22 protein-coding genes and 1 pseudogene are annotated in these 20,583 nt (G+C 45.8%); 22 read left to right on the forward strand and 1 reads right to left on the reverse strand.

The features are described from left to right. The first annotated feature begins 5 nt into the window (after nucleotides 1–5). From DWX28_RS08145 to DWX28_RS08235, 20 genes and pseudogenes are all read left to right on the forward strand, one after another. Nucleotides 6–626, forward strand: a complete 621-nt coding sequence (locus tag DWX28_RS08145) for a metallophosphoesterase family protein (RefSeq protein ID WP_118252404.1) — start codon at nucleotides 6–8, stop codon at nucleotides 624–626. 518 nt (nucleotides 627–1,144) lie between these two features. Continuing rightward, nucleotides 1,145–1,396, forward strand: coding sequence for a type II toxin-antitoxin system Phd/YefM family antitoxin (locus tag DWX28_RS08150; RefSeq protein ID WP_118252405.1), 252 nt, complete (start codon nucleotides 1,145–1,147; stop codon nucleotides 1,394–1,396). A gap of 145 nt (nucleotides 1,397–1,541) precedes the next feature. Continuing rightward, a pseudogene (locus DWX28_RS20755) lies at nucleotides 1,542–1,637 on the forward strand (DUF7724 family protein); the annotation flags it as partial. After that, complete coding sequence (locus tag DWX28_RS08155; RefSeq protein WP_118252406.1) at nucleotides 1,627–1,848, forward strand: DUF7723 family protein; 222 nt, start codon at nucleotides 1,627–1,629, stop codon at nucleotides 1,846–1,848. The pseudogene DWX28_RS20755 and the gene DWX28_RS08155, both read left to right, overlap by 11 nt. 31 nt (nucleotides 1,849–1,879) lie before the next feature. Next, complete coding sequence (locus DWX28_RS08160) at nucleotides 1,880–2,095, forward strand: DUF4160 domain-containing protein (protein WP_243002381.1); 216 nt, start codon at nucleotides 1,880–1,882, stop codon at nucleotides 2,093–2,095. Nucleotides 2,096–2,225: 130 nt separating this feature from the next. Beyond that, nucleotides 2,226–2,549: a YlxM family DNA-binding protein gene (gene ylxM, locus DWX28_RS08165; RefSeq protein WP_022215428.1), complete on the forward strand. Its 324-nt coding sequence runs from the start codon at nucleotides 2,226–2,228 to the stop codon at nucleotides 2,547–2,549. A gap of 3 nt (nucleotides 2,550–2,552) precedes the next feature. Next, a complete protein-coding gene (gene ffh / locus DWX28_RS08170) occupies nucleotides 2,553–3,899 on the forward strand; it encodes a signal recognition particle protein (protein ID WP_022215427.1) in 1,347 nt (448 codons plus the stop codon). 50 nt (nucleotides 3,900–3,949) lie between these two features. Next, nucleotides 3,950–4,195 carry a 30S ribosomal protein S16 gene (gene rpsP / locus DWX28_RS08175; protein ID WP_005424344.1) on the forward strand — a complete coding sequence of 82 codons (246 nt, stop codon included), beginning with the start codon at nucleotides 3,950–3,952 and terminating at the stop codon, nucleotides 4,193–4,195. Nucleotides 4,196–4,255: 60 nt separating this feature from the next. Further along, nucleotides 4,256–4,486: a KH domain-containing protein gene (locus DWX28_RS08180; RefSeq protein WP_005424345.1), complete on the forward strand. Its 231-nt coding sequence runs from the start codon at nucleotides 4,256–4,258 to the stop codon at nucleotides 4,484–4,486. A 58-nt stretch (nucleotides 4,487–4,544) separates the two neighbouring features. After that, entirely contained in the window at nucleotides 4,545–5,051 is a 507-nt protein-coding gene (rimM, locus tag DWX28_RS08185; RefSeq protein ID WP_022215426.1) for a ribosome maturation factor RimM, read from the forward strand. Continuing rightward, the gene (gene trmD, locus DWX28_RS08190) at nucleotides 5,052–5,816 is read left to right on the forward strand and encodes a tRNA (guanosine(37)-N1)-methyltransferase TrmD (RefSeq protein ID WP_022215425.1); all 765 of its coding nucleotides are present in this window, start codon (nucleotides 5,052–5,054) and stop codon (nucleotides 5,814–5,816) included. A gap of 2 nt (nucleotides 5,817–5,818) precedes the next feature. Further along, a complete protein-coding gene (queA, locus tag DWX28_RS08195; RefSeq protein ID WP_022215424.1) occupies nucleotides 5,819–6,844 on the forward strand; it encodes a tRNA preQ1(34) S-adenosylmethionine ribosyltransferase-isomerase QueA in 1,026 nt (341 codons plus the stop codon). Nucleotides 6,845–6,998: 154 nt separating this feature from the next. Further along, nucleotides 6,999–7,580: a DUF6553 family protein gene (locus DWX28_RS08200; protein WP_118252407.1), complete on the forward strand. Its 582-nt coding sequence runs from the start codon at nucleotides 6,999–7,001 to the stop codon at nucleotides 7,578–7,580. A 45-nt stretch (nucleotides 7,581–7,625) separates the two neighbouring features. Next, on the forward strand, nucleotides 7,626–10,550 hold the full coding sequence (locus DWX28_RS08205; RefSeq protein ID WP_118252408.1) for an insulinase family protein: 2,925 nt from the start codon (nucleotides 7,626–7,628) through the stop codon (nucleotides 10,548–10,550). A 25-nt stretch (nucleotides 10,551–10,575) separates the two neighbouring features. Further along, a complete protein-coding gene (era, locus tag DWX28_RS08210) occupies nucleotides 10,576–11,484 on the forward strand; it encodes a GTPase Era (RefSeq protein ID WP_022215421.1) in 909 nt (302 codons plus the stop codon). Between the two features lie 3 nt (nucleotides 11,485–11,487). Further along, nucleotides 11,488–12,240, forward strand: coding sequence for a DNA repair protein RecO (gene recO / locus DWX28_RS08215; protein ID WP_118252409.1), 753 nt, complete (start codon nucleotides 11,488–11,490; stop codon nucleotides 12,238–12,240). 78 nt (nucleotides 12,241–12,318) lie between these two features. Then, nucleotides 12,319–13,713, forward strand: a complete 1,395-nt coding sequence (locus DWX28_RS08220; RefSeq protein ID WP_118252410.1) for a glycine--tRNA ligase — start codon at nucleotides 12,319–12,321, stop codon at nucleotides 13,711–13,713. A 280-nt stretch (nucleotides 13,714–13,993) separates the two neighbouring features. Beyond that, nucleotides 13,994–15,244: a 6-phosphofructokinase gene (locus tag DWX28_RS08225; RefSeq protein ID WP_118252411.1), complete on the forward strand. Its 1,251-nt coding sequence runs from the start codon at nucleotides 13,994–13,996 to the stop codon at nucleotides 15,242–15,244. Between the two features lie 166 nt (nucleotides 15,245–15,410). Next, nucleotides 15,411–18,041, forward strand: coding sequence for a pyruvate, phosphate dikinase (gene ppdK, locus DWX28_RS08230; protein ID WP_118252412.1), 2,631 nt, complete (start codon nucleotides 15,411–15,413; stop codon nucleotides 18,039–18,041). 116 nt (nucleotides 18,042–18,157) lie between these two features. Beyond that, nucleotides 18,158–19,531, forward strand: coding sequence for an MATE family efflux transporter (locus DWX28_RS08235; RefSeq protein WP_199611808.1), 1,374 nt, complete (start codon nucleotides 18,158–18,160; stop codon nucleotides 19,529–19,531). A gap of 30 nt (nucleotides 19,532–19,561) precedes the next feature. On the opposite strand, the gene DWX28_RS20760 is transcribed toward DWX28_RS08235, so the two are convergent. Continuing rightward, the gene (locus tag DWX28_RS20760; protein ID WP_243002383.1) at nucleotides 19,562–19,672 is read right to left on the reverse strand and encodes a hypothetical protein; all 111 of its coding nucleotides are present in this window, start codon (nucleotides 19,670–19,672) and stop codon (nucleotides 19,562–19,564) included. A gap of 146 nt (nucleotides 19,673–19,818) precedes the next feature. Between DWX28_RS20760 and tnpA the strand changes: the two genes are divergently transcribed. Together tnpA and tnpB are read left to right on the forward strand one after the other, a co-directional pair. Continuing rightward, on the forward strand, nucleotides 19,819–20,235 hold the full coding sequence (gene tnpA, locus DWX28_RS08245) for an IS66 family insertion sequence element accessory protein TnpA (RefSeq protein ID WP_118252414.1): 417 nt from the start codon (nucleotides 19,819–19,821) through the stop codon (nucleotides 20,233–20,235). Then, nucleotides 20,229–20,567 (forward strand): IS66 family insertion sequence element accessory protein TnpB, encoded by a 339-nt coding sequence (gene tnpB, locus DWX28_RS08250; RefSeq protein ID WP_117689872.1) that lies wholly within the window; start codon nucleotides 20,229–20,231, stop codon nucleotides 20,565–20,567. Before tnpA ends, tnpB begins: the two co-directional genes overlap by 7 nt. The last annotated feature ends 16 nt before the right edge of the window (nucleotides 20,568–20,583 follow it).

Genomic DNA, 20,583 nt, shown 5'->3' on the forward strand with positions numbered 1-20,583 from the left:
AATAAATGAAAATACTTGCCATAGCAGATGAAGAATCCAAGTATCTGTGGGACTATTTCGAAAAAAGCAAACTGGAAGGAATCGATCTTATCATTTCCTGCGGAGATCTGGACCCGAGATACCTTTCCTTCCTTGCCACATTTACATCGGCACCGGTGCTCTATGTTCACGGAAACCATGATGACAAATACGAAAAGATCCCACCGGAAGGCTGCATCTGCATTGACGACAAACTTTTTGTCTATGAAGGAATAAGGATTCTGGGGCTTGGCGGCTCCATGAGATACAAACCAGGTGTCCATCAGTACACGGAATGGGAAATGCAAAAAAGGGTGCTGAAACTCTACCCGAAGATTTGGTTTCGGGGAGGTTTCGATATCCTCGTGACCCATTCCCCTGCCTACCAGCTAAACGACGGCAGAGACCTCCCGCACCAGGGCTTCAAGATCTTCCGCCGCCTTATGGGAAAATACCACCCCAAATACTTCCTCCACGGACACGTCCACATGTCATACGGAAGAAAACACAAACGCTACGACAAATACGAAGAAACCAACGTGATCAACGCCTTCGACCGCTGCGTCTTCGAATTCGAAGCCGAAGAACCCGGGAAGGAGCTGGAATAAAGAGATTATTTGTCAAGAAAAAACACTTGATATAGATTCCTGAGAAAGGCAGGAAATACAAGGCTTTGCGGGAGATGGAATTTGATTCTGTGACAAATTTGTGACAAATGGAGAAAAATTCATAGAAATACCGAGATCAGGCATATTGATTTCCAGAAATACATATGCTATAATTGCCATAGGCAAAAAAAGAAGTAATAATGTTCAATGCAAAGCGAAAGCCCTCAGTACTGGGAATACTGGGGGCTTTCTTTTTGTGCTTTTAGGGTGCGCTAACCGAGGCTAGTTGCTGTTGTTATCGCTTGTCTAACCATTTGTTGATGAGGTGGCAAACCACACCAGCCGCAACAGCGATTAAAAAAGAAGTAATTGGATCCAATACAAAGCACCTCCCCTCTGTTGCCAGATTTGGGAGCAGTAACGTATATAGTATAGCATAAATAAGAACAAATTGCTCTTTGGCGCGTGAGCTAAAATCATAACAGCAAGAAAAATACTATGAGAAGGCTGGTGAAATTATGTTAGCAGTAACTTATTCTATAATCAGAAATAAGTTAAAGGATTATTGCAATCAGGCAACAGACAATCACGAGACAGTCATTGTTACTCGTAAAGGTGAAAAGAACGTTGTAATCATGAGTCTTGAAAAATATAATCAGTTCGAAAAGGCTGCCCGCAATGCAGAATATCTTGCCATGATAGATCGAGGAATTACTCAGTTGTTAGCAGGAAAAGGCCAGGAGCATGAACTAATTGAGGCGGATGAATGAGTTCTGATTAATGTTCAATGCAAAGCAAAATCCCTCAGAGTGGCAGATCTGAGAGACTTTTTTGGGGGAGGATTTTGAGAAAGAATGGGATAAAGGTTATCTGGTTGTAATGGCGAAGTACAAAAATCTGAATGAGGTAGAGTAGTATATTGATCTTGTTCCGATTCTTCAAAATTTATATTATGATGTAGATGAATTCCTTACACCGGTAAAGGAGGTTCAGATTGACTATGCAGCTTGATATTAAAAAGATAGCAGATGCAGCAGATATGATCATTAATGGGTATGCGTATACTCAAGAGGGAAAATATATTCGTATGCTTAATCTGAATAAACCAAACCATGCAGCGGTTATATATGATAATAAGATAGTGGAAACTAATATGGATGATATCGAAAATCAGATAGTACTGGATTATTATTTGAACAATAAGCAGTTTATGGAGGATTAGCCATGCCCAAACAGGCAAGTTATTTAGCGAAATGTCAATGATACAGTACACTAGTGACAGAAAACTGACAGAAGCAGGATCAGCGAAATTCTTTGTAAAAAATAATGGAGATACAACTTTAGAAAGACAGGGAAGTTTGACTGACCGTGAAGTAAGAAAAATCAGAGCTTTTATTAAAGAACACTATAAAGAAATGTACCTGAAATGGATTGAGATTGCTGATACCGGTTTTTATGGTGAAAAATAGTAAACATTAAGCAATTATAAAAAGATATGTGAATTTTGTGGTAAAGATGAAATAAGAAAAATTAACTTTGTCAAGAAAAAACACTTGACACCCGCACCAAAATAAGTTATGATACCCAAGGTGGTTACAAATGGAAAAAATTGTGGAACAGACATTGTTATATGATTTTTATGGAGAATTGCTTACAGAGCGGCAGCAGCAGGTATATGAGAGCGTTGTTCTGGAGGATTATTCTCTGAGTGAGGTGGCAGAGGAACTAGGGATCAGCCGCCAGGGTGTTCATGATATGATCAAGCGCTGCAATCATACACTGGAAGAATACGAGGGCAAGCTTCATCTGGTAGAGAAGTTCCTGAGTATCAGAGAGCAGGTCCGTCGGATCAAACAGATCGCAGCCACTTATCAGGCACAGGAGATCACAGAGATCTCCAATGAAATTTTAGAGGAGTTATAACGCATGGCATTTGAAAGCTTGACGGAAAAATTGCAAAATGTATTCAAAAAGCTGAGAAGTAAAGGCCGACTTACAGAGGAAGATGTTAAGATTGCTCTGAAAGAAGTCAAGATGGCTCTTCTTGAGGCGGATGTAAACTTTAAGGTCGTGAAGCAGTTCACGAAATCTGTACAGGAACGTGCAGTCGGACAGGATGTAATGAACGGACTGAATCCTGGACAGATGGTGATCAAGATCGTTAATGACGAACTTGTAAGCCTGATGGGAAGCGAGACAACAGAGCTTCCACTGAAACAGGGAAATGAGATTACCGTACTGATGATGGCAGGTCTTCAGGGTGCAGGTAAGACAACCACAGTTGCCAAACTTGCAGGCAAGCTCAAATCCAAGGGAAAACGACCGCTCCTAGTCGCATGTGACGTCTATCGTCCGGCAGCGATCACACAGCTTCAGGTCAATGGCGAGAAGCAGGGCGTAGAAGTTTTTTCCATGGGAGACAAGCAGAACCCGGTTGACATTGCAAAGGCAGCAATCGAGCATGCCAAAGCCAATCAGCAGAATGTAGTTCTTCTCGATACCGCAGGCCGTCTTCATGTTGATGAAAACATGATGCAGGAACTTGCAGATATCAAGGCGAACATACAGGTAGATGCAACACTTCTCATTGTAGATGCAATGACAGGTCAGGATGCGGTAAACGTAGCCAAGACTTTTGTTGATAAGGTCGGGATCGATGGTGTGATCCTTACCAAGATGGATGGCGACACCCGAGGCGGTGCGGCACTTTCCATCAAAGCAGTAACCGGAAAGCCGATCCTCTATGTAGGTATGGGTGAGAAGCTTTCAGATCTGGAGCAGTTCTATCCGGAACGTATGGCTTCCAGAATCCTGGGAATGGGAGATGTGATGAGCCTCATCGAGAAAGCAGAGGCGGCACTCGACCAGGATCAGGCAGCAGAAATGCAGAAGAAGCTCAAAAAGATGGACTTCGACTTCAACGACTATCTGACCAGTATGGAGCAGATGAACAAGATGGGCGGTATCGGCAGCATCCTCAACATGCTCCCGGGAATCGGCAACAAGGCCAAGGATCTCGAGGACATGATCGATGAGAAAGCACTTGACCGTACCAAAGCGATCATCCTTTCCATGACACCGGCAGAGCGGACCAATCCGGGAATCCTCAATGTATCCCGCAAGAACCGCATCGCCAGAGGCGCAGGAGTTGACATCGCAGAAGTCAATCGTCTGGTCAAACAGTTTGAGCAGAGTAAGAAACTCATGAAACAGATGCCTGGAATGATGGGCGGTAAAATGGGTAAAAGAGGCGGCTTCAAGCTTCCTTTTTAAATAAATCAACCAATAAAAATACAAAGATATCATAATGGAGGAAACAAAAAATGGCAGTTAAAATCAGATTAAGAAGAATGGGACAGAAAAAAGCACCTTTTTATAGAATCGTAGTTGCAGATTCCCGCAGTAAACGTGACGGAAAATGCATCGCTGAGATCGGAACATACGACCCGAACATCGAGCCAAGCGCATACAAAGTAAACGAAGAAGAAGCTAAAAAATGGCTTGCTGCTGGTGCTCAGCCAACAGACGTTGTTGCAAGAATCTTCAAAGAGGCCGGAATCGAGAAATAAGAAATACTTTACGGAAGGTATTTCTAAAGTCCTGTCATAGACAGTACAGGGAGGTATGTAATGAAAGAATTAGTTGAAGTAATTGCAAAATCTCTTGTCGAGCATCCGGATGAGGTGGTAGTCACCGAAAACGAAAAAGAAGATGCAGTTATCATTGAACTGAAAGTAGGCCCTTCCGACATGGGAAAGGTCATCGGAAGACAGGGACGTATTGCCAAGGCAATCCGTACAGTAGTTAAGGCGGCTTCTTCAAAGAGCAGCAAAAAAGTAATTGTAGACATTCTGCAATAAAGAAAGAATCGGAGCTGTGGAAACATAGCTCCTTTTTACATCTTAAAGGGAGTTTTTTATGGAAGATTTATTAAAGGTCGGAGTGATCACTACCACACATGGAGTGAGAGGCGAAGTAAAGGTATATCCTACCACAGACGATGCAGAGCGTTTTCTGGATCTGGATTATGTGATGCTGGATACAGGAAAAGAATACCGCAGACTGGATATCAAGAACGTAAGATTTTTCAAAAACCTTGCGATCCTCAAATTTGACGGCATCGACAATATCAATGATATCGAGAAATACAAAGGATGCAGTCTCTGGATCCCGAGAGAAGAAGGCCAGGAGCTCGGAGAGGATGAGTACTATATTGCGGATCTTCTGGGAATGAATGTGGTATTAGAAGACGGAACAGAATTCGGGACACTCAAAGATGTCATGGAGACAGGAGCAAATGATGTCTATATCATCAACTCCAAAGAACACGGCGAAGTGCTCCTTCCGGCGATCAAAGAGTGCATTTTGAATGTAGATCTGGAAAGCAATACAATGACCATACATTTGATGAAGGGACTTATATAAATGAATTTTCATGTTTTGACACTTTTTCCGGAAATGATCCAGCAGGGAATGAACACCAGCATCATCGGACGCGCAATCACAGGAGGCTATCTTTCTGTGGAAGCCATCAACATCCGCGATTATGCGTTCAACAAACACCAGAAAGTCGATGATTATCCTTACGGCGGCGGCGCAGGTATGCTGATGCAGGCAGAGCCTGTCTACCTCGCTTACCAGTCCATCGAGGAAAAAATCGGCTACAGACCGCGCGTGGTCTACCTGACTCCACAGGGCAGCGTCTTTAACCAGACTATGGCGAAAGACTTTGCCAAAGAAAAGGATCTGGTTTTCCTGTGCGGACATTACGAAGGGATCGATGAGCGTGTACTTGAAGAAGTAGTCACAGATTTGGTTTCCATCGGCGATTACGTGCTCACAGGCGGCGAGCTTCCGGCAATGGTCATGATGGATTCCATTTCCAGAATGGTCCCGGGAGTCTTAAGCAACCAGGAATCCGGCGAGACGGAATCTTTTGCCGGAAATCTTCTTGAATATCCACAGTACAGCCGTCCAGAAGAATGGCACGGCAAAAAAGTCCCTCCTGTCCTTTTATCGGGACACCATGCCAATATCGAAGCATGGCGGAGAGAGCAGTCCATCCTGCGCACGGCGAAAAACCGACCGGATCTTCTCAAGAAGGCAGACCTCACCAACAAAGAATGGAACCAGGTCCGCCAGTGGAGAAAACAATGGAAAGAAGAAAAAGAACAGAACGATAAGGAGTAATTATGAAAACATCAGATTTTTATTATGATCTTCCGAAGGAACTGATCGCACAGGATCCGCTGGAAGACCGCAGTTCTTCCAGGCTTCTTCATCTTTCTATGAAAGACGGATCCATGGAACACAGACATTTTACAGACATTCTGGACTATCTGAATGAGGGAGACTGTCTGGTCATCAACGATACGAGAGTTATCCCGGCGCGTCTGTACGGACACAAGGAAGAGACAGGAGCCCTGATCGAGATCCTGCTTCTGAAACGCCGCGAGAATGACATCTGGGAATGTCTCGTAAAACCAGGCAAGAAAGCAAGACCGGGCGCAAAGATCACTTTTGGAGACGGAATCTTAAAGGGTGAGATCATCGACATCGTTGATGAAGGAAACCGCCTGATCCAGTTCCACTATGACGGAATCTTTGAGGAGATCCTGGATCAGCTTGGCGAGATGCCTCTGCCTCCGTACATCACACATAAATTAAAAGACAAGAACCGTTATCAGACCGTATATGCCAAGAACGACGGCTCCGCAGCAGCACCGACAGCCGGACTTCACTTCACGAAAGAACTTCTGGAGCAGGTGAAGGCAAAGGGCGTCAAGATCGCACATGTGACACTTCACGTAGGACTTGGAACCTTCCGTCCGGTCAAAGTAGATGATGTAGAACAGCATCATATGCATTCAGAATTCTATATGGTAGAAGAAGATCAGGCAAAACTCATCAACGATACCAAGAAAGCAGGCGGACGTGTGATCTCCGTAGGAACCACAAGCTGCCGTACCCTGGAATCAGCAACCGGTGAGGACGGGATCCTTCTCGCAGGAAGCGGCTGGACAGAGATCTTTATCTATCCGGGCTACAGATTCAAGATGATCGACGGACTAATCACCAACTTCCACCTGCCGGAATCCACCCTGATGATGCTGGTTTCCGCTCTTGCAGGCAAGGAAAACATTATGGCAGCTTATGAGGAAGCAGTACGCCAGAAGTATCGCTTTTTCTCCTTCGGCGACGCCATGCTCATCCTGTAAATCTTGACAAATTAGGGACAAGCTATTTCTCACAAAGAGGACTACCCTTTTTTCTCCATATTTGCTATAATAGGCATATTGGAGGAAAGAGGGTTTTATTTTTTTATCTTCTAACACCGTGGCAGAATAAAATACCAAAAGGAGAAGGATATATATGGATACACCAACAATCGCACAATATTATAGAGAAACAGACCCGGCTAAACGTAAGGAACTTCTGGAGCAGGCAATTGCCGAGGAAGGCGCTACAGAGGAGAATCAGGCCCGCAGGGAGATCTGGGATGCCCGCTACAGCATGAAATCTGATCTTGGAGGTCAGGCAGATGGTTATCTGAAGTTCTGGATGACGATCGAATTCAACCGTACTTCCGGAAACAGATGGTTTACTTCCAAAGGTGCGCGTAAGGGACTTCAGAAGGAACTGGATCAGGTGCACTTTCATGAACTTGCAGCGAAAAGTGAACTGCACAGAGAACTCATTTATCGGGAGTGCGAACACCTTGTGAAGTTGTACATGGATCTCTGCCAGACAGACAAGAGTTATAATACAATACTCTGCGGACTTGTGACAATGAAGAAGGATGATGTCAAATCAAAACTTCAGAGAGATATTTATGAGACTGCTGTCAAAGTACCGAGAGAACTTGATATGGAACAAGAACTGGCACTGCTCACTAGAGCTGCCCGCAAAGTCTACGAGGATTATTTCCCGGGCGAGGGCGGACTGCCGGAATAAATTCCGCAAAATAACAAATACTACATATAAAAAACGGAGGCATCAATGAATTTAAACGAAGTGACTGCATACGAAGTCATCCAGAAAAAAAAATTAACTGATATCCGTTCTACAGGCTACCTGCTCCGGCACATCAAGACCGGAGCGAGGGTAATGCTCATTGAGAACGATGACGAAAACAAAGTGTTCAATATCGCTTTTCGAACTCCGCCGAAGAACAGCACAGGCGTTGCCCACATTCTGGAGCACAGCGTGCTTTGCGGATCCAGAGAATTTCCACTGAAGGATCCTTTTGTGGAACTGGTCAAAGGCTCTTTGAACACTTTTTTGAATGCCATGACTTATCCGGACAAAACCTGCTACCCGGTGGCAAGCTGCAACGATCAGGATTTCCAGAACCTGATGCATGTTTACCTGGACGCAGTTTTTTACCCGAATATTTACAAGAAAGAAGAGATCTTTCGCCAGGAAGGATGGAGCTACCATCTGGAACAGCCGGAAGGACCACTGACATACAACGGGGTTGTTTACAACGAAATGAAGGGAGCTTTTTCCTCTCCGGACGATGTCCTGGAGCGTGACATCATGAACTCTTTGTTCCCGGATATCACCTATGGCTGTGAATCCGGCGGAGATCCTGACAATATCCCGGATTTAAGCTACGAGGAGTTTCTTGATTTCCACAGAACGTATTATCACCCATCCAACAGCTATATTTATCTGTACGGAAATATGGACATGGTGGAGAAACTTGACTTTATCGACAAACATTATCTTTCCGCTTATGACAGCCTAAACGTAGATTCCGAGATCAGAGAGCAGAAGCCTTTTGCCGCAATGCAGGATCTGACCATGGAATATCCAGTTGCAGAGAGCGAGGGTGAGGAGGACAATGCATACCTTTCTTACAACGTTGTAGTGGGAACTGCTATGGACAGCCTCACCAGCATTGCATTTGAAGTCCTGGATTATGCACTCTTAAGTGCGCCGGGCGCACCGCTCAAGCAGGCACTTCTTGATGTCGGCATCGGTAAGGATATCTACGGTGCTTATGAGGATGGTATCCGTCAGCCATATTTTGACATTATCGCAAAGGGCGCAAATGCGGACAAAAAAGACGAATTTGTTTCCGTTATCCGCAAAGTCCTTCAGGATGTCATCACATCCGGAATTGACAAGAAAGCTCTGGAAGCCGGAATCAACTGCATGGAATTCCGCTACAGAGAGGCAGATTTCTCTTCCTATCCGAAGGGGCTGATCTATGGACTCGATATCCTTGGCAACTGGCTCTATGACGATGAACATCCATTTGCACAGGTAGAACTGATCCCGGTATTTGAGAAGCTGAAATCCCTCAAGAACACAGGATACTTCGAAGAACTGATCCGGAAATATCTCCTCGATAATCCACACGGATCTGTACTGACCCTTGTACCATCCAGAGGTCTTGCTGCAAGAAAGGCAAAAGCCCTGGAGGACAAACTTGCTGACTACCTGAATGGAATTTCCGAGGAAGAAAAACAGCAGATGGTACAGCGCACGAAGGATCTTGAGGCATACCAGGAAGCTGAGGAAGATCCGGAAGCAGCCAAATGCATTCCGATGCTTAAGCGCGAGGATATTCGCAAGGAAGCAGATAAATTCTACAATGAAGAACTGGATGTGGACGGAAGTCTTTTCCTGTATCACGACGTTCCGACCAATGGAATCGGCTATCTGGATCTGATGTTTGACCTTAAGAGCCTTTCACCGGACAAAGTACTATATCTCGGACTCCTGAAATCCGTACTCGGTTATGTGAATACTGCACATTACACCTATGGAGAACTTTCAAATGAGATCAATGCCGAGACAGGCGGGATCGTGTGCGGCGTGGAAGTGTTTGATCGCGCAGACTCTGTCGATGAATACCGTGCATTCTTCGGAGTGAAGGGCAAGGTAATGTACCCTAGGACAGATGTTATGTTCCGCATGATCCGTGAGATCCTCAATACCTCTGATGTGACAGACACCCGCAGACTTCATGAGATCATCTCAAGAGTCAAATCAAGAGCACAGTCAAGTCTGGTGAGTGCAGGACATTCCACAGCTGTACTCCGTGCTGCATCCTATGGTTCACCGATGGCTGCGTTCCAGGATGCGATGGCAGGAATCGCTTACTACCAGTTCATCGAAAAACTGGATAAGGAATTTGAAGAGCGCAAGGATGAGATCATTGAGAACCTTAAATCCCTGATGACTGAGATCCTCCGCCCGGAAAACTTAAGCGTCAGCTACACCGGCGAGAGAGAATCTCTGGAAACGATGCAGAAACAAGTCAGAGAATTAAAGAAAACTCTTCATCAGGAAGCAGTCGAAACTTCTCCGGCACCGATGATCTGCGAGAAAAAGAACGAAGGCTTCATGACCTCCGGACAGGTACAGTACGCGGCACAGGCAGGAAACTTCCGCAAGAAAGGCTTTGCATACACAGGTGCACTCAATATCCTCAAAGTCGCTTTAAGCTACGATTATCTCTGGATCAACATCCGTGTCAAAGGCGGCGCTTATGGCTGCATGAGCGGATTCAAATACAGTGGCGAGAGCTTCTTCGTATCTTACCGTGATCCGCATCTGAAACGCACTTACGATGTTTTTGCAGGAATCCCGGATTATGTACGTGGATTTAAGGCTGACGAGCGTGAGATGACAAAATACATCATCGGAACGATCAGCGGCAAAGACGTACCGAAGACTCCGCAGATGAAAGGCAATGCATCCAAGGGAGCATACTTCTGCGGCGTGACAGAAGAGATGATGCAGAAAGAACGTGACGAGATCCTGAATGCACAGGCAGAAGACATCCAGGCACTGGCTCCGCTGATCGAGGCGATCCTGTCCGATGAAGAGATCTGTGTTGTAGGAAGTGAACCAAAAGTACAGAAAGAAGAGACACTCTTTGGAAGCATCAGCCCGCTGATCAACGGCTGATCCAGGGAGCAGTTTAGGAGTAAATATGAAAGATAATTTTAAATCCGGATTTACAGCGATCATCGGTCGTCCAAATGTCGGAAAATCCACATTGATGAACCATCTGATCGGTCAGAAGATCGCGATCACATCCAAGAAACCGCAGACGACCAGAAACCGTATCCAGACCGTATATACCTGTGAGGACGGTCAGATCGTCTTCCTCGATACCCCTGGTATCCACAAGGCAAAAAACAAGCTGGGCGAGTACATGGTCCAGGTAGCAGAGAGAACACTCAAAGATGTCGATGTGATCCTCTGGCTGGTAGAGCCGACGACCTTTATCGGCGCAGGAGAACGTCACATTGCAGAGCAGCTTAAGGGCTTACATCTGCCGGTCATCCTTGTGATCAACAAAGTCGATACCGTTGACAAGGACGAGATCCTCAAGGCGATCGACACCTACCGCAAACTTTATGAATTTGATGAGATCATTCCATGCTCTGCACTGCGCAACCAGAACACAGAGGATATCGTCCCGTGCATTCTGAAATACCTGCCATACGGACCGATGTTCTACGATGAGGACACCGTAACAGACCAGCCGCAGAGACAGATTGCCGCAGAGATCATCCGTGAGAAGGCACTTCACGCGCTTGATGCTGAGATCCCGCACGGAATCGCAGTCGCTATCGACAGCATGAAAGAGCGTCCTGGCAAAAATAACCTCGTAGACATCGAAGCAACGATCATCTGCGAGAGAGACTCTCACAAAGGAATCATTATCGGCAAACAGGGTGCCATGCTCAAAAAGATCGGCAGCAATGCCCGCTATGAGCTGGAACGCATGCTGGATGCCAAGGTCAACCTGAAGATCTGGGTCAAAGTCCGCAAAGACTGGCGTGACAGTGACTTTATGATTAAAAACTTTGGTTACGACAAGAAGGAAATCTGATAAATGAGTGATCTGATCACCGTGCAGGGAGTTGTGATCTCTGCGATGCCGATCGGCGAATATGACAAGAGAATCGTTCTGCTGACCAGAGAGAGGGGCAAGATCTCCGCTTTTGCCAAAGGTGCAAGACGGCCGAACAGCCCGTTTCTGGCAGCAGCAGATCCTTTTGTGTTTGGAACTTTTACCCTGTTTGAAGGCAGGAGCAGCTATAATCTGAACCAGGTGTCCGTATCCCACCATTTCGTAGAACTGGCGGCGATGCAGCCTGGGGTCTATTATGGCTATTACTTCCTGGAACTGGCAGATTACTTCGGGCGTGAGGGGACGGACGAGAGGGAGATGATGAACCTTCTCTATGTCACAGTCAAAGCCCTTTTGAATCCGAAGATGGACAACCGTCTGATCCGCTGCATCTTTGAACTGCGGACGATGGTAGAGGAGGGACTCTGCCCGGAGCTTTTTCAGTGCGCGCAGTGCGGGCGTGAGGAGATTTCGGAAGGACAGGTGTTTTTTTCGCAGGATCTCCACGGCATCCTGTGCCAGAAATGCGCATCCGGACAGAAAGGAACTCTTCGGATTTCGCCTTCGGCACTTTATGCCATGCGCTTTATAGCGACAGCACTGATGGGAAAGCTGTATACTTTTACTGTGAAGGATGAAGTGCTTCTGGAACTGGAGCACATCATACATAGATATACGGCTGTAAACACGGACAAAAGGTTCCGAAGTCTCCAGATTCTGGAGGTTATGAAATAAAAAAGTTGAAATATATTGAAAATGCGGTATAATGAGAACACTTAGGTTTTCACCAATAAAACAATGAGGAGAGATATCATGGAAAAAACAATGGAGAAAATTGTTGCTCTGGCAAAAGCCAGAGGATTCGTTTATCCTGGTTCAGAAATTTATGGAGGTCTTGCAAATACCTGGGACTACGGTAACCTTGGCGTTGAACTCAAGAACAACGTAAAGCGCGCATGGTGGCAGAAATTTGTTCAGGAATCCCCGTACAATGTCGGTGTAGACTGTGCGATCCTGATGAATCCGCAGACATGGGTAGCATCCGGTCATCTTGGCGGATTCTCCGATCCTCTGATGGACTGTAAGGAATGCCACGAGCGTTTCCGTGCAGACAAGCTGATCGAGGATTTCTGCGGAGAGCATGACATTGCGATCGAAGGAAGCGTAGATGCATGGTCCCAGGAGCAGATGATGAACTTCATCAAGGATCACGAAGTTCCGTGTCCGTCCTGCGGCAAGCACAACTTCACAGATATCCGTCAGTTCAACCTGATGTTTAAGACATTCCAGGGTGTAACTGAGGACGCCAAGAACACTGTTTACTTAAGACCTGAAACAGCACAGGGTATCTTTGTAAACTTCAAGAACGTACAGAGAACATCCCGTAAGAAGATTCCGTTTGGTATCGGCCAGATCGGTAAATCTTTCCGTAACGAGATCACACCGGGTAACTTCACATTCCGTACCCGTGAGTTCGAGCAGATGGAACTTGAATTCTTCTGCGAGCCGGATACAGACCTTGAGTGGTTTGCATACTGGAAGAAATTCTGTCTTGACTGGCTGAGCTCCCTTGGCCTTAAGGATGACGAAGTCCGTTACCGTGACCATGACAAGGAAGAACTGAGCTTCTACAGCAAGGCTACTACAGACGTAGAGTTCCTGTTCCCGTTCGGATGGGGCGAGCTGTGGGGAATCGCTGACAGAACAGACTATGACTTGACACAGCATCAGAATGTATCCGGTCAGGATCTGACATACTTCGACGATGAGAAGAAACAGAAATACATTCCTTACGTTATCGAGCCTTCACTTGGTGCTGACCGTATGGTACTTGCATTCCTGTGCAGCGCATACGATGAGGAAGTTCTGGATGCAGAGAAGAACGACGTTCGTACAGTCCTTCACTTCCATCCGGTACTGGCTCCGGTCAAGATCGGTGTCCTTCCGCTTTCCAAGAAGCTGAACGATGGTGCAGAGAAAATCTTCCAGCAGTTAAGCAAGAAATACAACTGCGAGTACGATGACCGTGGAAACATCGGTAAACGTTACAGAAGACAGGATGAGATCGGTACTCCGTACTGCATCACTTACGACTTCGAATCTGAGAATGACGGAGCAGTTACTGTCCGTGACCGTGACACCATGGAGCAGGTTCGTGTCAAGATCGATGAGTTGGAAGCATACTTTGCTGACAAATTTACATTCTAAGTTCTGAGGACTCAGAAACTTTCATAAGAGAATGACGACAGGCATTCGCTGTGCACTGCGCTGATACGCAGACACGGCAGATGCCTGATTTTTTTGTGGCATTCTTCTATTTCTTTTATAATCCATACAGCATATACAAACAAAACTATACAAAATAGATAATAAAAACAAAAGATATATACAAAAACATATAAAAATACACAAATCTTCTTGACGAAAACGGATAATATTGGTAAAATTTAACTATTATATATCCGACAACAAAAAAGGAGATGACAGTATGGCAAAAAAACGCAATATCATTGTAGGACAGTCCGGAGGTCCTACCGCAGTAATCAATTCCAGTCTTGCAGGTGTGTACAAGAACGCCATTGAGCGAGGTTTCGACAAGGTATATGGAATGCTGCACGGAATTCAGGGACTTCTGGATGAACAGTATATCGATCTTTCCACACAGATCCACTCAGAGCTGGACATTGAGCTTCTCAAGAGAACCCCGTCCGCGTTCTTAGGTTCCTGTCGTTTTAAACTTCCTGAGATCCACGAAGATAAGACCATCTATGAGAAGATCTTTGGTATACTGAACCGTCTTGATATTGATGCGTTTATCTATATTGGCGGAAATGACTCCATGGACACTATCAAGAAACTTTCTGATTTCGCGATCCTGACCGGCCAGAAACAGAAATTCCTTGGCGTACCGAAGACCATTGACAATGACCTTGCACTGACCGACCATACACCTGGTTTTGGAAGTGCAGCCAAATACATCGGAGCTTCCACCAAGGAAGTGATCCGTGACGCACAGGGTCTTACCTACAAGAAAAGCATGATCACAATCATGGAAGTCATGGGACGAAATGCAGGATGGCTCACCGGCGCAACAGCACTTGCAAGAACAGAGGACTGCGACGGACCGGACCTTATCTACCTTCCGGAAGTTGCATTTGACATTGAGAAATTCCTTGTCAAAGTCAAAGATCTCCTCAAGAAGAAATCTTCCGTTGTGATCGCCGTATCCGAGGGAATCCGCCTCGCTGACGGACGCTACGTCTGCGAACTTGGAAGCTCCGGAGATTACGTGGATGCATTCGGCCACAAACAGCTCGCAGGAACCGCGACATACCTTGCCAACTTCCTGGCAGCAGAGTGCGGCTGCAAGACAAGGGCCGTAGAGCTTTCTACCTTACAGAGAAGTGCTTCCCATATGGCATCCCGTGTCGATATCGACGAGGCATTTATGGTAGGCGGTGCTGCAGTGAAGGCCGCAGATGAAGGCGACACCGGCAAGATGATCGTCATCGACCGTGTTTCCGATGATCCGTACATGGCAAAAACAGGCATCTATGACGTGCACAGGATCGCCAACGAAGAGAAGGTCGTTCCGAGAAACTGGATGAACAAAGATGCGACTTATGTGACCAAGGATTTTGTCGATTATATCAGCCCGCTGATCCAGGGAGACTACCAGCCGATCATGGTAAACGGTCTCCCGAGACACCTTGTGCTCAACCTTAAGAAGAAACGTTAAAGTAAAATATGAAATGGGGAAAGGTTTTTACATATTATGACAAAAACTTTCCCCATTTTTTGACAGTTTAACCTTGACTATTTGTACTAAAGTCTATACAATAATTATGTGCGTAAAACATAATTTTTTTATGTAAAAGAACAAATAATTAGGAGGAAATGTAAAAATGGCAAAATGGGTTTACATGTTTACAGAAGGTAACGCTGATATGAGAAACCTTCTGGGTGGTAAAGGTGCTAACCTTGCTGAAATGACAAACCTTGGTCTTCCGGTACCGCAGGGCTTCACAATCACAACAGAAGCTTGTACTCAGTACTATGAAGATGGAAGACAGATCAACGACGAGATCATGGGTCAGATCATGGAAGCAATCACCAAAATGGAAGGAGTTACCGGTAAGAAATTCGGTGACAAAGAAAATCCTCTGCTTGTTTCCGTTCGTTCTGGTGCCAGAGCATCCATGCCTGGTATGATGGATACTATCCTGAACCTTGGCTTAAATGAAGAAGTAGTTAATACTCTTGCTGAAAAATCAAACAACCCACGTTGGGCTTGGGACTGCTACAGAAGATTCATCCAGATGTACTCTGACGTAGTTATGGAAGTTGGTAAGAAATATTTCGAAGAGCTGATCGACGAAATGAAAGCTAAGAGAGGCGTTAAACAGGACGTTGAGCTTACAGCTGAAGACCTCAAAGAACTTGCAGAACAGTTCAAAGCTGAATATAAAGAAAAAATCGGTGCTGAATTCCCAACTGATCCGAAGGAACAGTTAATGGGTGCTATCAAAGCCGTATTCCGTTCTTGGGACAACCCGCGTGCAAACGTATATCGTCGTGACAACGATATCCCATATTCCTGGGGAACCGCTGTTAACGTACAGATGATGGCATTCGGTAACATGGGAGATGACTGTGGTACAGGTGTTGCCTTCACACGTGACCCTGCTACAGGAGCTAACGGTCTGTTCGGTGAATTCCTGACAAACGCTCAGGGTGAAGACGTTGTTGCTGGTGTTCGTACACCTATGCACATCACCGAAATGGAACAGAAATTCCCGGAAGCATTCGTACAGTTCAAACAGGTTTGCAAAACTCTGGAAGACCACTACAGAGATATGCAGGACATGGAGTTCACTGTAGAGCACGGTAAACTTTACATGCTGCAGACACGTAATGGTAAGAGAACTGCTCAGGCTGCTCTGAAGATCGCTTGTGACCTTGTTGATGAGGGAATGAGAACAGAAGAAGAAGCTGTAGCAATGATCGACCCACGTAACCTTGATACTCTGCTTCATCCGCAGTTCGATGCAGCTGCTCTGAAAGCTGCTACACCGATGGGCAAAGGTCTTGGAGCTTCTCCAGGAGCTGCTTGCGGTAAGATCGTATTCACAGCTGATGACGCTGTTGAATGGGCAGAAAGAGGAGAGAAAGTCGTTCTGGTTCGTCTTGAGACATCTCCAGAAGATATCACAGGTATGAAATCTGCTCAGGGTATCCTGACAGTTCGTGGTGGTATGACTTCTCACGCAGCAGTAGTTGCCCGTGGCATGGGTGAGTGCTGTGTATCCGGATGCGGTGATATCGCTATGGATGAAGAAAACAAGAAATTCACACTGGCTGGTAAAGAGTTCCACGAAGGAGACTTCATCTCCATCGATGGTACAACAGGTAACATCTACGACGGAATCATCCCGACTGTAGACGCTACGATCGCTGGTGAGTTCGGCCGTATCATGGCTTGGGCTGACAAATACAGAACTATGAAAGTTCGTACAAACGCAGATACACCGGCTGACGCTAAGAAAGCAGTTGAGCTTGGTGCAGAAGGTATCGGTCTTTGCCGTACAGAGCATATGTTCTTCGGTGAGGGACGTATCGATGCATTCCGTGAAATGATCTGCTCCACAACAGTAGAAGAAAGAGAAGCAGCACTTGCAAAAGTTCTTCCATATCAGCAGGAAGACTTCGAAGGACTGTTCGAAGCACTGGAAGGCAACCCGGTTACTATCCGTTTCCTGGATCCGCCGCTTCATGAATTCGTTCCTACAGAAGAAGCTGACATCAAGAAACTTGCTGACGCTCAGGGCAAAACTGTTGAAGAGATCAAGACAATCATTGATTCTCTCCATGAGTTCAACCCGATGATGGGTCATCGTGGATGCCGTCTTGCAGTTACCTATCCGGAAATTGCCAAGATGCAGACAACAGCTGTTATCCGTGCAGCAATCAAAGTTCAGAACGCTCATCCGGATTGGACAATCAAACCGGAGATCATGATCCCGCTTGTTGGCGATATCAAAGAGCTTAAATATGTTAAGAAATTCGTAGTAGAAACAGCAGACGCTGAGATCAAAGCAGCTGGTTCCAACCTTGAGTACGAAGTTGGTACTATGATCGAGATCCCGAGAGCAGCTCTTACAGCTGATGATATCGCTAAAGAAGCTGACTTCTTCTGCTTCGGTACAAACGACCTTACACAGATGACATACGGCTTCTCCCGTGACGATGCAGGTAAATTCCTGAACGCTTACTACGATGCTAAGATCTTCGAGAACGATCCATTCGCTAAACTTGATCAGGTTGGCGTTGGTAAACTCATGAAGATGGCAATCGAGCTCGGAAGACCGGTTAACCCGAACCTTCATGTAGGTATCTGTGGAGAGCACGGTGGAGATCCGTCCTCTGTAGAATTCTGCCACAAGATCGGTCTTAACTATGTATCCTGCTCACCGTTCCGTGTACCGATCGCTCGTCTGGCAGCAGCTCAGGCAGCAATCGCTGAGAAGAATGCATAAGGAATAGATTGTTCTAAATTAGTATAGATTCTAAATTTATACATTGTGTCCAAACGGAGTAATACCGACCCCCACAGATTCATTCTGTGGGGGTCTTTTAAACTCATTAACATAAAATGGGGGGAGTAATCTTGAAAAATAACAAATACGAAATCGACATGTGCAATGGCTCAATCATGGACAAGCTGATCTCGTTTTCGCTGCCATTGATGCTGTCCGGTATTTTACAGCTGATGTTCAATGCTGTGGACATCATTGTTGTGGGGCAGTTTGCGGGAAGCGAATCGCTTGCTGCGGTTGGCTCGACGACAGCTCTGATCGCTGTTTTTACGAATTTATTTATTGGAGTCTCTCTTGGAGCGAATGTACTTGCTGCACGTTTCTATGCTTCCGGCAAGCATAAGGAGATGTCTGAGACCGTGCATACCGCCATTACACTTGCTCTGGTAAGCGGTATTATTATGGCGTTCGTCGGACTGATCTTTTCCAGGCTGGCACTTGAGATCATGGGTACGCCGGATAACGTTATTGCTCATTCGACGCTGTACATGCGTATTTATTTCCTGGGAATGCCATTTTTCATGCTTTACAATTACGGTGCAGCTATTCTGAGAGCGGTTGGAGACACAAAGCGTCCGCTGTTTTATCTGATCATATCAGGGGTTGCAAATGCCTGCCTGAATATGCTTCTTGTCATTGTTTTTCACATGGACGTGGCTGGTGTTGCAATCGGAACAGTAGTTTCCCAGTGCATTTCCTGTATTCTGGTACTGCGCTGTCTGTATCGTTCGGAAGGAAGCTATCAGCTTCGTTTCTCGAAACTCACGATCAAAAGTTTTTATCTGAAACAGATCTTTCAGGTAGGGATCCCGGCAGGAATCCAGAGCACAGTCATCAATATTTCCAATGCACTGCTGCAGTCTTCCGTAAATTCCTTTGGATCGATCGCCATGGCAGGTTATACGGCAGCCAATAATATCTTTGGATTTCTGTATGTGTCTGTCAATGCGGTTACGCAGTCCTGCATGAGTTTTACAAGCCAGAATTATGGCGTACGCAAGACGAAGCGTATGGACAAAGTCCTGATGGACTGTATCATTTTGTCTTTTGCAGTTTCTTTTACCCTGGGATGCGGCGCGTATTTCTTTGGCGATAAATTGCTGAGACTGTATACAAGTGACCCGGATGTTATCCAGTGCGGTATTGAAATCCTTGCATACACAACAGTTCCTTATTTCTGCTGTGGTATCATGGATCTGATCCCGGGAGCACTCCGCGGAATGGGTCGCTCCGGTGTACCGATGATCCTGTCGATTATAGGAACCGTAGGAACACGTATCGTGTGGATCTTCGGATTATTTCCACACTACAGAAGCCTGTCGTTCCTCTTTATATCTTATCCGGTATCCTGGATCATCACGATCATTCTGCAGGTGATCTGCTATTATTTTGTAAGGAAAAAAGTACATAAGACGATATTAGGAATGTGACGGACCGATTAAGTCCGTCACGTTTGTTTATCAGGGAATCTCAAAAAAAGCTGCGGTCGGAGCCGGACGATGGTAGAAGTAGCCCTGGGCGTAACGACAGCCCATGGAGGTGAGAATATCTGCCTGTTCCTGTGTTTCCACACCTTCGGCAAGGATTTCGATGGTAAGTGCTTAAATCTTGGGTAGCTTTACTATCTGCGTTTTGAGCCTCATAATGATAGCAAATAGGTTTTTACTACACTCCGTTTGATAGGAGATAGAATTTTACTATATTTGGAGGTTTCATTATGAGTAATAAACGTGCTCCAGGGCGCTCCCTGGACGAATGGATGGAACTGGTAACTGAATGCAGGCAAAGCGGTCTGACAGATGCTGCATGGTGCAATGAGCATGGGATATCACCCAGCTGTTTTTACAATGCAGTTACCCGTCTCCGAAAGAGGGCCTGTCAGATACCTGATCCGGCTGGAAAAGCCAGCACGGTTGATCTTACATCCCATAAACAGGATGTGGTCCAGATTGCGATAGAACCAGAGTCTTCTCCGGCAGAGCTGATTCCTGATAACAGGAGCGGCTCTATGCATCTTGACAATTCACATACGATTGAAATCAAGGCAGACGGCTTACTTATTCGAATGAGTAATGAAATCAAGCCAGTGCTTCTGAAAGTACTTATGGATGCGCTGAGGGATTCCTTATGTTAGCCGATATCTCAAGTGTTGATGCAATCTATATCGTTTGCGGCAGAACGGATATGCGCAAGTCCATTGACGGATTATGTGCAATCATTCAGGAACAGTTTTCGATGGAGATCGACCATGCACTCTTTCTTTTCTGCGGCCGCAAATGTGACCGGATCAAAGCCATTTTAAAAGAACCTGACGGGATCGTTATGATCTACAAAAGACTGACCGCCCAGGGATCTTACCGGTGGCCCAGGAATAAATCTGAGGTCCGGAATCTTACATGGCGGGAGTTCGACTGGCTGATGTCTGGCATTGATATTGAGCAGCCCAAAGCGATCAAGGCAACGTAAAAAAGGTGCACATAAA

The organism is Blautia sp. AF19-10LB, from assembly GCF_003461245.1.
GTDB classification, from domain to species: domain Bacteria; phylum Bacillota; class Clostridia; order Lachnospirales; family Lachnospiraceae; genus Blautia_A; species Blautia_A intestinihominis.

Excerpts from the sequence above, each read along its gene's own strand:
- DWX28_RS08145 (WP_118252404.1), top strand. The coding sequence starts at position 6 with ATGAAAATACTTGCCATAGCAGATGAAGAATCCAAGTATCTGTGGGAC.
- DWX28_RS08150 (WP_118252405.1), top strand. The coding sequence starts at position 1,145 with ATGTTAGCAGTAACTTATTCTATAATCAGAAATAAGTTAAAGGATTAT.
- DWX28_RS08155 (WP_118252406.1), top strand. The coding sequence starts at position 1,627 with ATGCAGCTTGATATTAAAAAGATAGCAGATGCAGCAGATATGATCATT.
- DWX28_RS08160 (WP_243002381.1), top strand. The coding sequence starts at position 1,880 with ATGTCAATGATACAGTACACTAGTGACAGAAAACTGACAGAAGCAGGA.
- ylxM (WP_022215428.1), top strand. The coding sequence starts at position 2,226 with ATGGAAAAAATTGTGGAACAGACATTGTTATATGATTTTTATGGAGAA.
- ffh (WP_022215427.1), top strand. The coding sequence starts at position 2,553 with ATGGCATTTGAAAGCTTGACGGAAAAATTGCAAAATGTATTCAAAAAG.
- rpsP (WP_005424344.1), top strand. The coding sequence starts at position 3,950 with ATGGCAGTTAAAATCAGATTAAGAAGAATGGGACAGAAAAAAGCACCT.
- DWX28_RS08180 (WP_005424345.1), top strand. The coding sequence starts at position 4,256 with ATGAAAGAATTAGTTGAAGTAATTGCAAAATCTCTTGTCGAGCATCCG.
- rimM (WP_022215426.1), top strand. The coding sequence starts at position 4,545 with ATGGAAGATTTATTAAAGGTCGGAGTGATCACTACCACACATGGAGTG.
- trmD (WP_022215425.1), top strand. The coding sequence starts at position 5,052 with ATGAATTTTCATGTTTTGACACTTTTTCCGGAAATGATCCAGCAGGGA.
- queA (WP_022215424.1), top strand. The coding sequence starts at position 5,819 with ATGAAAACATCAGATTTTTATTATGATCTTCCGAAGGAACTGATCGCA.
- DWX28_RS08200 (WP_118252407.1), top strand. The coding sequence starts at position 6,999 with ATGGATACACCAACAATCGCACAATATTATAGAGAAACAGACCCGGCT.
- DWX28_RS08205 (WP_118252408.1), top strand. The coding sequence starts at position 7,626 with ATGAATTTAAACGAAGTGACTGCATACGAAGTCATCCAGAAAAAAAAA.
- era (WP_022215421.1), top strand. The coding sequence starts at position 10,576 with ATGAAAGATAATTTTAAATCCGGATTTACAGCGATCATCGGTCGTCCA.
- recO (WP_118252409.1), top strand. The coding sequence starts at position 11,488 with ATGAGTGATCTGATCACCGTGCAGGGAGTTGTGATCTCTGCGATGCCG.
- DWX28_RS08220 (WP_118252410.1), top strand. The coding sequence starts at position 12,319 with ATGGAAAAAACAATGGAGAAAATTGTTGCTCTGGCAAAAGCCAGAGGA.
- DWX28_RS08225 (WP_118252411.1), top strand. The coding sequence starts at position 13,994 with ATGGCAAAAAAACGCAATATCATTGTAGGACAGTCCGGAGGTCCTACC.
- ppdK (WP_118252412.1), top strand. The coding sequence starts at position 15,411 with ATGGCAAAATGGGTTTACATGTTTACAGAAGGTAACGCTGATATGAGA.
- DWX28_RS08235 (WP_199611808.1), top strand. The coding sequence starts at position 18,158 with ATGGGGGGAGTAATCTTGAAAAATAACAAATACGAAATCGACATGTGC.
- tnpA (WP_118252414.1), top strand. The coding sequence starts at position 19,819 with ATGAGTAATAAACGTGCTCCAGGGCGCTCCCTGGACGAATGGATGGAA.
- tnpB (WP_117689872.1), top strand. The coding sequence starts at position 20,229 with ATGTTAGCCGATATCTCAAGTGTTGATGCAATCTATATCGTTTGCGGC.